This is a genomic window from Clostridium sp. C2-6-12 (assembly GCF_009928485.1).
Lineage (GTDB): Bacteria > Bacillota > Clostridia > Clostridiales > Clostridiaceae > Clostridium.
This window is the reverse complement of the sequence record NZ_JAABNP010000046.1, coordinates 1-15,841: the sequence shown is the minus strand read 5'-3', so window position 1 is coordinate 15,841 and position 15,841 is coordinate 1. Positions and strand designations below refer to the sequence as shown.

Genomic DNA, 15,841 nt, shown 5'->3' with positions numbered 1-15,841 from the left:
CTTGCAAAGATTATATCACGGACAGATGACATAATACAAGTATATAGCAAGTTTTATGCATAATAAAACTATTGGTTAGATTGGAGTGTTTGATTTTTATGAAATTTATAATGACAGCAAGAAGTAAAGAACAGGATAATACGGATTATCTTCCATTGAATGAGCATGGATTAAGTGCATATATAGAAATGTCAGGTGGAAATGGAAGTCCCCAAAATCCCTTTCAGGCTAAAGTACAGCTTGAAAACAAAAATAAAATAACTTGGTCAGGAGTAATTCATGTGGAACTGCCATTTAATAAGAAAAATCCGCGATATTTTTTGCCAGCATTTATGTATGGTAGAAACCGTGGAGAGTGTCCCCAGAATGTTCCAAATGAATTCCCAAGGCTAAGAGAAGAGATGAGTCGACCTTCATCACCTTGGTGGATGGTAAGAAGTGACCGGTTATCCCATCCAGTTGCTCTAGTATATGATACTGGAAAAATATACGGATTTTCTGCGAGTCCATATTTTATAAGAAATAATGGAATAAAACAACAATGGAAGCCTGAAACAGAAGGTACATTTTATCAATATGCTGGATATACATGTTCATTATCTAAAGGAACTGTAGGATATACCCTTGGTTATGAAAATGCTCCATTGATGTTTGTTAAATCACATGATGTTAGGGAGAGATCGCCATTATGTGATAATTGTTTTGAATTAGAAGCTGGAGAAACTGTTGAATTAATCTTTGAGCTATATGAATTCGATGCGGAAACTGAATTGGATATCAATGCTGTAATTGAAGAAGTTTATTATAACTATCACCAAAATCCAAGAAAAGCAAGTGATGTAAGGACAACAGTTACTGATTTAGCAGAGGCTGTGTATGAGGATGCATGGCTTCCAGAAGATCTTAGTTATTCAGGTCAGGTTTTTGAGGATGGAATTAGTGGAGGATACAGATACAATAAAATCATATCTATAACTTGGACCAATGGATTGTCAGTAGCAACACCTATGTTGATGGCAGCACTACGACTTGGAAATGAATCTATGCGTCAGCAGGCAATATCCTGCATAACAAACATTGTGGAACATTCACTTAATCCTTCTACAGGATTGCCTTATGGAGCATATGATAATGGGAAATGGAGTAATAACGGATGGTGGTTCGATGGTATGCATACACCAGGCCATAGTTCATATTTGATAGGTCAGTCACTATTTTATATATTGAAGGCTTACGACTATGAAATAAAACTTAAAAACTGCCCTCATGTGGATTGGTTAACATTTGCAAAATTGATTTTAATGAAGATTGAGAAAACAAAGAACACTGATAATGAATATCCGTTTATCTTATCAGAGAAAACAGGTGCAGGCATTGAATATGATGCATTTAGTGGTGCATGGTGCATGGCTGCTTTGGCATATTATAGCTATCTTACTGGTGATAAATCACACTTAGATAGTCTGCAAAAAAGCGAAAGACATTATTATGAGACATATATTAAGCTTATGGAATGCTATGGTGGACCGCTTGATACAGATAAAGCTACTGATTCTGAGGGGATTTTAGCATACATAAAAGCCATAAGATTTTTACATGCATTAACAGGCGAGAAAATTTATTTGCAGCATATGAAAGATGCAATATGTTATGAGTTTTCCTTTAAATTTTGTTATAATTCTCCAATTAAAGTTCCACCACTTAGCAGAATTGGTTGGTCAAGCTGTGGGGGGAGTGTAACATCTATTGCTAATCCACATATTCACTCAATGTCAAGTAATATTGTAGATGAATTGTTATATTTTATAGAGAATTCTGAAGATAAATATGTAAGAGATCGTATGCTAGATACCATTGCTTGGGGGTGTCAAACATATAATACATATGATAAGGAATTCGATCATGGAAAAAAAGGTTGGATGTCTGAAAGGTTTTGTCATTCTCAAGGGTTGTTATCTCAAAATATAGCGATGGGTCTATTGCTAGTACGTGGTTTTGTTTGATGCCATGGGCAAGTGGATCTATTATAGATGGCTTGGCAGGTGATTATTGGGATAGGTGTTAAGAAAAATTAATGTTTTATGAGGTAATAAAAATTTATACTTATCTAAGATACTAGGAGGAGACCAAATGAAATTTGTATTAGGAAAGAGTGCAGCAAACAAATTAGATACCAAGAGTAACATCATATTTTATAAGGAAGAGGAAGCATTTTCGGGTGTTAACAAGATTGCAGATAAAGTACGAAGAGATATAGAACGAGTTATAGATGTATATCCTGATATAATCGATGATAGGGAAAGATTAGCAAGGTACACTGTGATTTATGGAACAATAGGACATAGTCCTATTCTGGATGAGCTAAACAATAAAAAGCTTATAGATTTATCAGTAATAGAAGCAAAAAGAGAGGTTTATTTATTTCAGCTAGTGGAATCACCATTGCCTAATGTAGAATGTGCATTGATAATAGGAGGAAGTGATAAGCGTGGTACTATTTATGGCCTATTTCATTTATCAGAACTGATTGGGATATCTCCACTAGTAGATTGGAGTGGTATAAATCCTGCTAAAAAAACTGAAATTATATTAGATAATAGCTGTAAAGTGATATCAAAAGAGCCATCTGTTAAGTACCGAGGAATTTTTATTAATGATGAATGGCCAGCATTTGGTAACTGGGCTAAAAAGAATTTTGGAGGTATCAATGCAAAATGTTATGAGCATGTGTTTGAATTGATTTTAAGACATAAAGGGAATTATCTATGGCCAGCCATGTGGGCATCAGATTTCAATTTGGATGGACCTGGACTAAAAAGCGCGGAGTTAGCTGATGAGCTAGGAATCGTAATGAGTACTTCACATCATGAACCTTGTATGAGAAGTGGAGAGGAATATGGAAAGGTACGAGGTAAGGAGTCTATTTATGGAGATGCGTGGGATTTTCGCTCCAATAGAGAAGGAATCATAAAGTTTTGGGAGGATGGCCTTAAAAGAAACAAAAACTTTGAAAATGTAATAACCATGGGAATGCGTGGTGAGAATGATACTGCTATCATGCAGAATGCAACACTTGAAGAAAATATCCAACTGGTAAGAGATGTACTACAGGTTCAGAATAGACTTATAAAGGAAAATGTTAATACAGATCTTGATCAGGTGCCAAGACAAATAGTTTTATTCACTGAGGTGGAAGAATTTTTTTATGGTAATGAGAACACTAAAGGACTTATTGGAGATCCTGAACTTGATGGTGTTACCCTTATGCTCAGTGATAACAACCATGGATATACTAGAACACTGCCAACTGAGAAGATGCTTGATCACAAGGGCGGATATGGGATGTATTATCATATGGATATGCATGGAGGAGCTCATTCTTATCAATGGGTTGGATCGACATATATTCCTAAGGTATGGGAACAGATGTCTATGGCATATGATTATGGCGTAAGAGAAATATGGGTTGTTAACGTTGGGGACGTAGGAACACAGGAATTTGGAATATCGTATTTCTTGAATTTAGCTTATGATATTGAAGCTATGGGATCAGCACATCCCAATAACACAGTTGATTTTACAAAAAAATGGGTAGAACAGCAGTTTAAAGGTGCATTTGAGCAAAAGGATTTAGATGATATTGCATTAATTATAGAAAAGTATACTCATATGTGTGAATGTAGAAAGCATGAGATAATGAATGATAAAGTGTATCATCCAGTACATTTTGGAGAAGCGGAGAATTTGTTAAATGAATCTAATTGGATAATAAATCGTTGCAATGAGCTTAAAGAGAAGTGTCCAGAATATGTTTATCCAGGATTTTATGAACTGATTTTTTATACAGCAGTGGGCACAGCTAATTTGATGAAAACTTGGATTTTGGCATCTAGAAATGAATTATATGCAAGACAGAATCGAATGGAAGCCAATATTCTTGCGGATAAGATTAGTAAATGTATTGCTTATGACAGAGTTATAACAGAAGAATTGCATGCACTAGACAACAATAAATTTTATGGGTTTGGATTATCTGAACATTTTGGGTTTACACGTTGGTGTGAAGACGATAATAAATATCCACTTAGAATCTATGCAGAGCCAGCAAATCATCCAAGGATAATCGTGGCAAAGTCAGATTCTGAAGAGTATAACATAGGTAAACATTGGATTGGAAACAGAATGAAATTTGATGATTTCTTGCGTCCTGATGTAGATAGTATTCAACTAGAAATTGCATGTGGAAGCAATGGGCCAATTCAATATCGTATAAAAACAGAATGCCCATGGCTAAATTTCTCAAAAGATTCAGGAGAAACATCTGTAAAAGATAAAGTTAAGGTTTCTGTTGATAGATCAAAACTGAAAGGAAAAGAAGAAGGGATATTCTATGTAGAAGGCACTGACGATGCTCAAGTTATAATAATTGTTGAAGCTGATAATCCTGATTTATCATCATATGGACCAATGACTTTTCTTGAGTATGATGGGTATATAGCTATGGAAGCAGACCATTACGCGGCAAAAGGTGCTGCTGGTGGAGCAGATTTTGTGAAGTTATCTCCATATGGGCGTACAGGAGTGGCTATGAAAGTATATCCGAGCACTGTTGATTTTATGGAGGAAGAAGAGCGCCCATGGCTTGAATATAAGTTTGTGGCCAATAAAGATGGTACATATGATGTTGAATTTTATATGGCTCCATCCACACCAGTTAATGATGAACAAAATATGTATATTGGGACTCAAATTAATGAAGGAGTTATAAATATAGATAATACTGTGAGGGATACCAGTAGATCATATTTCCTTAGCAGTCAGTGGGCTCAGGAAGCTCATAATAACATTAAGATTTATAAGAAAAAGTTTAAATGCAAAAAAGGTGTTAATGTTCTGAGATTTTATAGTGTCAGTCCTAATATAAGTCTTGAAAGAATAGTAATATATTCAGAAGGGATAAAACTGCCAGAATCATATCTTGGTCCGACGGAAAGCTTTTTTTGCAAATAATATAAGGAAAAGTGAATTGAAATTGCATATTTAATGTATAGTCTTATATTTAGCCATTAAAATTAATTTGAATATGTATGGGTAAGATCTGTAAGAATAGTTTCCTACAGATCTTATTTTTGCGGAAATTAGCATAGTTTAACCTTAAATTGGAAAAAATGCAAGCTTGGGGTTCTAGTGTAGCTTAGCATTATTTAATTTATTAAGGCACAGAACATTTGCTACCCAGAAGATGAATTGGCAGCATAATTTCGGAATTTTCTTGGAGTATGTCCTGTAACTTGTTTGAACTGTCTACAGAAGTGCTCCACATTATTATATCCGCATAAAGCTGCTATTTCAGTAATCGTATGAGTACAATGAATCAGATATTCCTTAGCAAGTTTGATTCGATTATCTATTACGTCATCCATGCAAGATATCCCAAAGGTATTTTTGTAGATTGTCTGCAGATAGCCTTGGCTTAAATGAAGACTATCTGCCATTGTATGAACAGTCCAATTATTGCCAGGATTATTGTGAACCGCTGCACGAAGCTCTAAAAGATTATAATACTGCGGAGTAATGTTAGTGTGTGAGCAAGATTCTAAAAGTTTATTGAATAGAGTTCGTAATAAATAGTCAATTGACGATTCTTTATAATCCTTGTTAAATGAATTTTCAGTAACCAACAATTGAAATAGTTTGTGACAATATTCAGGATTATCTAAAGAAAAAGGAATGCCACGTGGAAGTGTTGTATCATTCACATAAGATTCAGTAGAATCAAAACGTATCCAATCATTTATGTATTTATCAGTACAAGCGCGATAATATATTTTTTGATGTGGCTCATATAATACTGCTGTGTGAGATGGGTATTCTTTGAGTTCGTCGTTAACCCAAAAAAGAGCAGGAGTTTGAGTGAGAATTAAAAGCCAGCAATCATGGCCTTGAGGGATATCAAAAATAAAATCATTTGTATGAGTAGCATCGCATCCTACATAAAAAATATTTGTCATGGTAACACTCCTAATCTTTGGATATATCAATTATAGATTAGTATATATCATTGTTTCGGACAGGTCAATAATTTATAATTTTTATTGATACTACAGTGAAAATGATATGAATTTTTATTAATATACAGAATACATATTGTTTATTTTTAGTTTGAATTATCAATTAAGGAGGAAGAAATATATTATGATATCTAAAGTGAAAAAAGGTTCAAGCTATGTACTTTGTTATACAAGAACACCACAGGAAAAATTAATTTATTCAGAAAAACTAGCATATAGTATGCATATTGCCTATAGTGAAGATAAAGTGAATTTTAAAGAATTAAATCATAATTCTGGTGTTTTATTTGCTAAGGCAACAGAAAATGATAATGGGTCTCTTAATGCAAAGAGTCTGAAAAATCCATACATTTTTTATTTAGCGGATGGTACTTTTGGTGTAATTGCTGTTCGTACTGAGGCAGAGGGTAAAAATGATGAGCAAAGCAAAGGTAAAGTTCTTATATTTACTTCTGAAGACCTTTTGCAGTATGAGGAAATTGGCTTAATTGATCTAAAAGAAAATACTTATATAAGCGATGTTATGTGTAAGTATGATGAGAATGAAAAAGTTTATATAATTTGTTGGAGTGACGAAAGTGGAAACTACTATAAAAATTCTATTGCTGATATAAGAAATATTGATAGTGCTTCGCTTCCTGAAAAAATAGAGGCTTTTGCCATAGAAACTGTTAAAACGGAAATAGATGGCATAGTGCCAAGGAATGTTATAAGCATATCTGAGGAGATAGCTGAGCGTCTTGTTTTAAAGCTTACTGTTCCTACTAATGTGGAAATAAAAATACCTGAAAGTGTTTGTATTACATCAGAAAAAGAATTAAAAGATGTGAAAGCTACTGCTGTTTATAGCGATGGAACAACAGCTATGAAAAATATAGATTGGAATACGGCAGATATAGATTGGAATAAACCAGGAACTTATAGAATAGAAGGTAAAGTACATCAAGATCATTATGAATTTCCTGTTGCTATTAACCGTGCAGATCCATGTATAGCAAAATGGAATGGGAAGTATTATTTTATTGCTACAAATGATGCAGACGGAAATCATACCTTATACATGAGGGAAGCAGATGCAATTCCAGATTTGATAAATGCGAAGGAAGAATTGATACTTGATTCTAGTACTTATGAAGATATTAAGGGGCTTTTGTGGGCACCAGAGTTTCACATAATTGAAGGAGAACTATATATCTTCCATGGAGCTACATCAGGAGAATTTTTTTATGAAGAGTCACATGTTATGAAATTGCAAAAAGGCGGAAATCCAATGATAGCAGCAGATTGGTCCAGACCTCATCGTGTATTAAAGAAAGATGGCACTTATTTATGTGAAGCTGGAAAGACTATTTCTCTTGATATGACAACTTTTGAAGTTGGTGGAGTACATTATGTTTCATGGTCACAGCGCCAATTTTTACCTGATGATCTAGGTGCATGGTTATATATTGCTAAAATAAATCCAAATGAGCCATGGAAACTAATAAGTGATCCTGTGGTTATTTCTAAGCCAGAATATGGTTGGGCAAATAACAATGTATTTGTAGATGAAGGACCATTTGCTTTGATAAGGGATGGAAAGATATTTTTAACCTTTGCTAGTGCTTTGGTAGATGCTACTTATGTTGTAGGATTATTATGTGCACAGAAAGAGGCTGATTTATTAAATCCTTCGAGTTGGACAAAGACTAATTACCCATTACTTACTTCACGTAGCGTAGAAGGAGAATATGGTCCAGGGCATAATTCTTACGTTATAGATGACGATGGCGCTGTATGGAATGCATATCATGCTAGGCCAGGAGTTGATGGACCTAGATCGTCTGGTATTCGCCGAGTTCATTTTGATATTGACGGTTATCCAGTTTTGGATTTAACAGAAGATAAGGATTTAAATAAACAATTGGAAAATGTTTTTATGCATATTATTTTAAAGTAAATTATTTGAAAATTTTATGTTAACTTATATTTTTTATGGAAAACTATTCTAGAATGTTTAATTTAGAAAATTATAAAGAGAATTTTTGTATATATATTATTAAAGGAGGATTTAATGTGTTAAAGGAGATTAATGTGCCTGCTTCGGGCAGACCGTTTAAGAACAACGTATCATATTGTGTTGGTACTGGTAGAATGGGGCTAGCGCTTCAAAAAGAGTATATTGATCATCTAAAATTAGTTCAAAAGTCTATAAAGTTTCAATATATAAGAGGTCATGGATTATTTTGCGATGATGTAGGAATATATCGTGAATGTGAAATGGACGGGAAAACATATCCATTCTACAACTTTACCTATTTAGACAGAATTATGGATACTTACATTGAAAATGGGATTAGACCATTTCTAGAACTTGGATTTATGCCTGAAAAACTAAAAACAGGAGAAAAGACAGTGTTTTATTGGAAGGGAAATACTACACCTCCAGTATCTTATGAAAAGTGGGCAGAGCTTATCACTGCAACATTAAATCATTTAATAGAGAGATATGGTAGGGAAGAAGTAGTCACATGGCCAATTGAAGTATGGAATGAGCCTAATATCATATTTTGGGCAGGTACTATGGAAGAATATTTCAAGCTTTATGATTATTCTGCTGAGGCTGTTAAAAAAGTAGATTCTAGAATACAAGTTGGAGGACCAGCAATTTGTGGAGTGGAAACTGAAAAGTGGTTGAGAGCATTTTTTGAACACTGTATTGAGAAGGATTCGCCATTAGATTTTATAACTCGTCATTGCTACACTGCTAATGAACCAACTAACCGAGGTCATTATATATATCACACAATGAACGAACCAACTTATATGATTGAAGAGCTAAAAGAGACAAGGAATATCATGGCGGATTATCCACGTATTGCTAATATGCCATTGCATATAACAGAATTCAACAGCTCATATGTTCCATTGTGTCCAGTACATGATACAGATTTTAGTGCTGCATATATAGCTCGTATTTTAAGTGAAGCTGGAGAATATGCAGATTCATATTCATATTGGACGTTCAGTGATGTGTTTGAAGAAGCAGATGTTCCTAAATCGGTATTTCATGGGGGATTCGGTTTAGTTTCAATGAACTCAATAAAGAAACCAACATTTTATACTTTTGAGTTTTTTTCTAAAGCTTGTGGGGAGCTTCTTTATCGTGACGATAATTTAATTGTTACAAAAAATGATGGTAGATATGTGATTATTGGATGGAACTACCATGATATGAGGGATAATAAAAAATCTCCTGATGAATCATACGCTTTAACGCTGCCATCAATAAGTAAACAAGCAATTTTAGTTAAAAAAGAAGTTGGAGGAGCACATGCAAATCCAATGCAGACTTGGAGTAATCTTGGAAAGCCACGTAGCTTAAACAAGGAGCAATTAGCTATATTACAGGCATCTGCAGAACCGCTTCAAAGTGATTATAAGCTATTTGAAGAGGATGGAAGCTATAAAGTAGAAGTAAAGATTCCATGCAATCATCTATGTATGTTGGAAATATTCCCAGTAAGTGATAAGACAGATACTTATCTTGGATTTAATAAAGAAGAATTCTATGGGATGGAATAATTACTTTAGGCATAAAAATTTATAGTAATGTAACGCTGGCAGGTTAACTGTTAGCGTTACATTATTGTAGTATACACAAAAAATATATTTTGTTATTAGTATATATTATTTTGTGTAATAAATTATATAACCATTTGGATCAAGTGTATGGAATAATTGTATGTTTATATATAATTAAGAGAAGGGAAGAATGATAAAATATGAATAATATTAAGATAACTTCTGTGCCAGATGAATATAAAAAGGCAGTTGATAAAGAACTTCAAGGAACTATTAATGAAGTTTCATATAGTGTTCAAAACTATATTAATCAATCGCGTGAATTTGTAACCAATCAAAATATAAGTTCTAGAGAAGCAGGAAGAGAAGTAGTTGAAGGAATTTCTATTGAGAAGAAATGCAATGTATATTTGCCAGCTGGATACAAAGAAGATGACAAGAATAAAAAGTATAATGTGTTATATCTCCTTCATGGAGTTGGAGGAAATCGTCATGAATGGTTAGGAGGAAATGGGACTATTGATGACAATTTTATTATATGTAATATATTTGATAATCTTATTGCAAAGGGAGATATTAACCCATTGATAATAGTATTTCCAGATGGAAGAAGTGCACATGATTGGACAGATAATTCATTTAATGCAGATGGAACTAATATGCTTGGATTTTATTATTTTGATTATGAGCTAAGGTATGACCTCATTCCATTTATAGAATCAAAATATAATGTCTATGCAGATATAAAAGATACATCATCTAAAGGTATTCAATATAGTAGGATGCATAGAGCTATTGCTGGCTTATCAATGGGAGGGATGCAGGCTCTAAATTTGATTGTTGGTGGCCATAGATGTGATTCACAATTATATACAGGAACAAAGGGAATATGGGATAACGGACTTGATAAGACTGTTTTAGCTCCAGGTATGGAAGATTTGTTTGCTTACATAGGAGCTTTTTCAAATGCACCTACATCAAGTGATGGAGATGTTCTAGGGACTAGTATAAAAGCATGTGATCATAGAGTACGGTTACTTTACATTACATGTGGTGATGCGGATCAAATAGCAAGCAGTGGTGGCTATGCAAAAGCTACTAATGGGATTGTAGAAAATGCAGGAGATAATTTAGTTAATTATTTTCAGGTAGCTATAAAAGATGGAATTCATGATTTTAATGTATGGAATAATGGAGCATATAATTTTGCACGTTTAGCTTTTGAAAAAAATGAGGAACATTTGAATCCATATGTTGTAAGTATGATGCTCGACTCATATTAATGATTGGTATGTTAAGTTAATAAATGAAGGGAAGTAATTGAGTATGTTAAGAGAAGTAAAAGTTGAAAATGGAATTGTTAAAGGTTTACCAGCTGCTGATCCACGTATAACAAGTTTTAAAGGTATTCCATTTGCTGCGCCGCCAATAGGTGAAAATCGTTGGCGTGCACCTCAACCTGCAAAGGATTGGAATGGAGTTCTAAAAGCATTTGAGTTTGCACCAATATCAATGCAAGCAAAGACTGTAATAGATGAGAAAAATATATATACTAGAGAATGGAATGTAGATCCAGATATTCCTATGGATGAGGATTGTCTTTATCTAAATGTGTGGACTCCAGCATGTAGTGAAAATGAAAAACTGCCAGTGTTTGTATGGTACTTTGGAGGGGCACTTCAGTTTGGAAATACAGCAGAGATGGAGTTTGATGGTGAGCGTATAGCTCGTAGAGGTGTTGTTGTTGTAACTGTAAACTATCGGTTGAATGTTTTTGGATTTTTATGTCATCCGGAAATAACAGCAGAAGCTCCAGAAGCACCTGCAAATTTTGGAAATCTAGATCAACAATATGGTACACAATGGGTTAAGCGTAATATTGCAGCATTTGGTGGTGACCCCAATAATATTACCATAGGAGGACAATCAGCAGGAGGAGGAAGTGTATTAAGTCAACTTACTTCACCTCAAAACGACGGATTTTGTCAGAAAGCTATTATAGAGAGTGGAGTTATTACAATGCTTTACGAAGGAAATCTAATGCCTATAGAAAAGCATAATTTAGCGGAGGCTGAAAAGGAGGGGGCAAAATTCTTTGACTTTCTTGGAGTTTCATCACTTGCAGAAGCTCGTCAGCTTGATGCTGAATATATACGTGATAAATCACTTGAATATAAGAAGTTTTGGGGAACTGTGCAAGATGATTTGTTTTGTGTAGGAGATGTATTTAAGCTTTTTATAGAAAATAAGCGTTTAATGGTACCGGTACTTTTGGGGCAAACTTCATCTGAATTTTTTAATATTCCAATGGTTGAAAATGTTAATGAATTTAGGAAAATGGCTATTAAGATGTTTGGAGAAGATGCAGATGAATATCTTGAATTCTTTAAATCTGAAGCAGAGAATATAGATGAAATAAGAAAAAAAGCATCAGTAAGTAGTCTTGAATATGCGATTCGAATTATTGGACAGGCAAATGCTGATACAAATGCTAATATGCCTTTGTATTATTATAATTTTGATGCAGAAATACCAGGATGGGATAATCCGGGCACCTTTCATTCTGTAGATTTATGGTTCTTTTTTGAGACACTAGCTAAGTGTTGGAGACCATTTGTAGGAAAGCATTATGATCTTGCACGTCAAATGTGTAATTATTGGGCTAATTTTATAAGTGTTGGAGATCCAAACGGTAAAGATTCAACTGGAGAGGAAATGCCGTATTGGGAAACGTATACTCCTGATGCTCCATACGGAATGGTATTTAAAGATAAGCCTGAATTTTTGAAGGAACAGCCAAGTGATTTAATGAAGTTTTTGGTAAAGGAATATTTTAAAAAAGGTAGAAAATGATAATAACATAGAATATTTTCAAGGAGGAATTTCTATGGACATGAAACTTAAGTACAATAAACCTGCACAAATGAAGGAATGGAACAATGGAGGCTTTGTAGAAGAGGAATGGAACAAGGCACTTCCCATAGGAAATGGTAGCTTAGGTGGTATGGTTTTTGGCGGAGTCAAAACTGAACAAATCCAGCTTAATGAAGAATCTGTTTGGTATGGAGGTAAAAGGGATAGAAATAATTCTAATGCATTTGAAAATTTAAATCTTATTAGGCAATATTTATTTAGTGGAAATATTGAAGCAGCAGAAGAGTTAGCCATGTTAACACTTTCAGGAACTCCGGAAGGACAAAGACATTACGAAACCTTAGGTGATTTATTTATTGACTTTAAAGTTGATAATTGCGAAGTTAAAGATTATGAAAGAAATTTAGATGTTGAAAATGCAATTGTTAATATTAAATATAGTATTGGAGATTCCGTTTATACAAGAGAAATTTTTACTAGCTGTCCTGATAAAGTAATGGTAATAGATTTAAAATGCGATAAGTCTAAAAATATTACATTTATGGGAAGGATGGATAGGGGAAAATATTACGATAAAATAGAGACCATAGGAAATGATACCATAATAATGGGAGGGGTAACAGGAGGTAAAGGTGGAATATCATTTAGCGTAGCATTGAAAGCAGTAGTGCAGGAAGGGAACATCAAAACTTTAGGAGATAAATTAATAGTTGAAGAAGCTAACCATGTTACCTTGTTTTTAACTGCAACAACTGATTTTAAGGAAGAAAATCCAGAAGAATGGTGTATAAAAACAATAGAAAGTGCTTTGCAAAAAAGCTATGCTGAGCTGCGTAATGATCATATAAAGGAATATCAAAGTTATTTTAATCGTATGAGTATAAAATTATATGATGATGATTTTGAAAATTTGGATTCATTATATACAGATGAAAGATTAAGTAGGGTACAAGAAGGAAAAGAAGATTTAGGACTTGTTTGCTTATATTTTCAATTTGGACGCTATCTTTTACTTAGTTCAAGTAGAAATTGTGAATTACCAGCTAATCTTCAAGGCATATGGAATAAAGATATGTTACCTGCTTGGGATAGCAAATTCACTATAAATATAAATACTGAAATGAATTATTGGCCTACTGAAGTATGCAATTTGACGGAATGCCATATTCCATTATTTAAACAAATAGATAGAATGAGAGAGAACGGTAGAATTACGGCTGAAAAAATGTATGGATGTGGGGGATTTGTAGCACATCATAATACTGATATATGGGGAGATACAGCACCACAGGATTTATATATGCCTGCTACACAATGGCCTATGGGTGCAGCTTGGCTTTGCTTACACATATGGGAACATTATCAATTTACTTTAGATAAAGAGTTCTTAAAAGAAGCATATGAAACTATTAAGGAAGCATCACAATTTTTTGTGGATTTCCTTATAAAAGATTCTCAAGGAAGGTTAGTTACTTGTCCATCAGTATCGCCAGAAAATACGTATATATTATCCAATGGACAAAGAGGAAACCTATGTATGGCTCCTTCCATGGATAGTCAAATAATAAATGACTTATTTAGTGCTTGCATAAAAGCTTCTGATATATTAAAAATTGACAGAGAATTTGCACAAAAATTAGATAAGATGTTGGATAAGCTTCCTAAACCATCAATAGGTAAATATGGTCAGATCCAAGAGTGGGCTGAGGATTATGAGGAAGTTGAGCCGGGGCACAGGCATATATCACATCTTTTTGCTCTTTATCCATCAAATCAGATAACAATGAGAAAGACACCAGAGCTTGCAAAAGCAGCTAAAACAACACTAAAAAGAAGACTTTCATATGGAGGCGGACATACAGGTTGGAGTAGAGCTTGGATAATTAATATGTGGGCAAGATTAGAGGAGGGAGATTTAGCTTATGAAAATATTAAGGCACTTTTAAGCAAATCTACATTACCCAATTTATTTGATAATCATCCACCTTTTCAAATTGATGGGAATTTTGGGGGTACTGCAGCTATAGCTGAAATGTTATTGCAAAGTCATACTGGAGAAATCAATATACTTCCAGCACTACCTATGGCTTGGCATAAAGGTGAAGTAAGAGGACTTTGTGCTAAAGGTGGTTTTGAAGTAGATATAAAATGGGAAAATAATATATTAACTGAAGCCATTATAACTTCAAAAGCTGGAGCGGACTGTAAAATATTTTCAACTATCTCATTAAAGGTTTTTAATGAAAAAGGTGATTTTGTAGTTGGTTATTGCGAAGGTAACTCAATATTTGAATTTAAAACTACTATTGGCGAAAGATTCAAAATTACGACATAAAGCTAAATGTAATTTTACTAAAATATTAAAAAAATTTTATATTTATATATAAAACAAAAAACAAGTCTAGTATGCAAGAATTGTCATATTAACTTGTTTTTTTCATTCATAGAATTACTCTGAGAATAAATTTTTTTCATAAATATTTAGTAAGAAAGTTAAGTTAACAGTGTAGATTCATTTTTAATGGTTAATTATGTATGAAATATATAATTATTTATATTTTTTATATAGTTTGTTAGGTTGTTTTAAAAAGTTCTTAGTGGTAAATTTATGATGTAGGCGGAAACGTTTACAGATTGTAACGCAACAATAAGATGCGTACAGATTTATAAAAATGAGAAATAGGGGGGAACGTTAATGAGAAAATCCAAATTAATTTTTTCTGTACTCCTAACAGGAGTTATGTCCTTAAGTCTTCTTGCAGGGTGTGGAGGAAGTAAAACTAAGGAAGCAAGCACTAGTTCAGGGGATGGAAAAATTAAAGAATTTACAGCGTTCTTTGCGACAGCAGGAACTGAAATTCCAGATGATAACAGAGTGAAAAAGGCAATAGCTAAAAAGATAGGAGCTACAATAAAAGAACAATGGCTTACTGGACAAACACCTAAAGAAAGAATAGGTGTAATGGTAGCCGGAGGTGAATATCCAGACTTTATAGAGGGTGGAGATGGAACTCAATTATTATTAGATGCGGGTGCACTTATTCCGTTAGAAGATAAAATAGATAAATATCCAAATCTTTCAAAGTTTTTATCAGATACTGATAGAAAGAAATTAACAAAAGAAGATGGACATATCTATTATATACCTCAATTTTCAACTGTTATGGATAAAGTAACAGATACAAAGCATGGTGGAGAAGCATTCTGGATTCAAAAAGCAGTTTTAGAATGGGCTAATTTCCCTAAAATTCAAACTTTAGATCAATATTTTGATTTAATTGAAAAATATAAAGCAGCAAATCCAACAATAGATGGACAACCAACTATAGGAT

At 33.6% G+C, this 15,841-nt stretch carries 8 protein-coding genes and 1 pseudogene; 8 read left to right on the top strand and 1 reads right to left on the bottom strand.

The genetic code is table 11. The features are described 5' to 3' along the window. Window positions 1-98 precede the first annotated feature (98 nt). A complete protein-coding gene (locus GXK56_RS24610) occupies window positions 99-2,003 on the top strand; it encodes a hypothetical protein (protein WP_243156254.1) in 1,905 nt (634 codons plus the stop codon). 127 nt (window positions 2,004-2,130) lie between these two features. After that, complete coding sequence (locus GXK56_RS24605; protein ID WP_160692468.1) at window positions 2,131-5,010, top strand: glycosyl hydrolase 115 family protein; 2,880 nt, start codon at window positions 2,131-2,133, stop codon at window positions 5,008-5,010. A gap of 221 nt (window positions 5,011-5,231) precedes the next feature. Here the strand turns inward: GXK56_RS24605 and GXK56_RS24600 are convergent, their stop codons facing one another. Continuing rightward, complete coding sequence (locus GXK56_RS24600; RefSeq protein WP_160692466.1) at window positions 5,232-6,011, bottom strand: AraC family transcriptional regulator; 780 nt, start codon at window positions 6,009-6,011, stop codon at window positions 5,232-5,234. 184 nt (window positions 6,012-6,195) lie between these two features. On the opposite strand from GXK56_RS24600, the gene GXK56_RS24595 reads away from it, so the two are divergent. The 6 genes and pseudogenes from GXK56_RS24595 to GXK56_RS24570 all read left to right on the top strand — a co-directional run. Further along, complete coding sequence (locus tag GXK56_RS24595; RefSeq protein WP_160692464.1) at window positions 6,196-8,010, top strand: family 43 glycosylhydrolase; 1,815 nt, start codon at window positions 6,196-6,198, stop codon at window positions 8,008-8,010. Between the two features lie 116 nt (window positions 8,011-8,126). After that, the gene (locus GXK56_RS24590) at window positions 8,127-9,635 is read left to right on the top strand and encodes a glycosyl hydrolase (RefSeq protein ID WP_160692462.1); all 1,509 of its coding nucleotides are present in this window, start codon (window positions 8,127-8,129) and stop codon (window positions 9,633-9,635) included. Window positions 9,636-9,835: 200 nt separating this feature from the next. Beyond that, window positions 9,836-10,918 carry an alpha/beta hydrolase-fold protein gene (locus GXK56_RS24585; protein ID WP_160692460.1) on the top strand — a complete coding sequence of 361 codons (1,083 nt, stop codon included), beginning with the start codon at window positions 9,836-9,838 and terminating at the stop codon, window positions 10,916-10,918. A 43-nt stretch (window positions 10,919-10,961) separates the two neighbouring features. Beyond that, window positions 10,962-12,488, top strand: a complete 1,527-nt coding sequence (locus GXK56_RS24580; RefSeq protein WP_160692458.1) for a carboxylesterase family protein — start codon at window positions 10,962-10,964, stop codon at window positions 12,486-12,488. Between the two features lie 34 nt (window positions 12,489-12,522). Further along, window positions 12,523-14,844, top strand: coding sequence for a glycoside hydrolase family 95 protein (locus GXK56_RS24575; protein ID WP_160692456.1), 2,322 nt, complete (start codon window positions 12,523-12,525; stop codon window positions 14,842-14,844). Between the two features lie 360 nt (window positions 14,845-15,204). Next, window positions 15,205-15,841 (top strand): annotated as a pseudogene (locus GXK56_RS24570) (sugar ABC transporter substrate-binding protein); the annotation flags it as partial.

Bases quoted from the DNA above. Each gene is read 5' to 3' on its own strand.
- GXK56_RS24610 (WP_243156254.1), top strand. From the start codon at position 99: ATGAAATTTATAATGACAGCAAGAAGTAAAGAACAGGATAATACGGAT.
- GXK56_RS24605 (WP_160692468.1), top strand. From the start codon at position 2,131: ATGAAATTTGTATTAGGAAAGAGTGCAGCAAACAAATTAGATACCAAG.
- GXK56_RS24600 (WP_160692466.1), bottom strand. From the start codon at position 6,011: ATGACAAATATTTTTTATGTAGGATGCGATGCTACTCATACAAATGAT.
- GXK56_RS24595 (WP_160692464.1), top strand. From the start codon at position 6,196: ATGATATCTAAAGTGAAAAAAGGTTCAAGCTATGTACTTTGTTATACA.
- GXK56_RS24585 (WP_160692460.1), top strand. From the start codon at position 9,836: ATGAATAATATTAAGATAACTTCTGTGCCAGATGAATATAAAAAGGCA.
- GXK56_RS24580 (WP_160692458.1), top strand. From the start codon at position 10,962: ATGTTAAGAGAAGTAAAAGTTGAAAATGGAATTGTTAAAGGTTTACCA.
- GXK56_RS24575 (WP_160692456.1), top strand. From the start codon at position 12,523: ATGGACATGAAACTTAAGTACAATAAACCTGCACAAATGAAGGAATGG.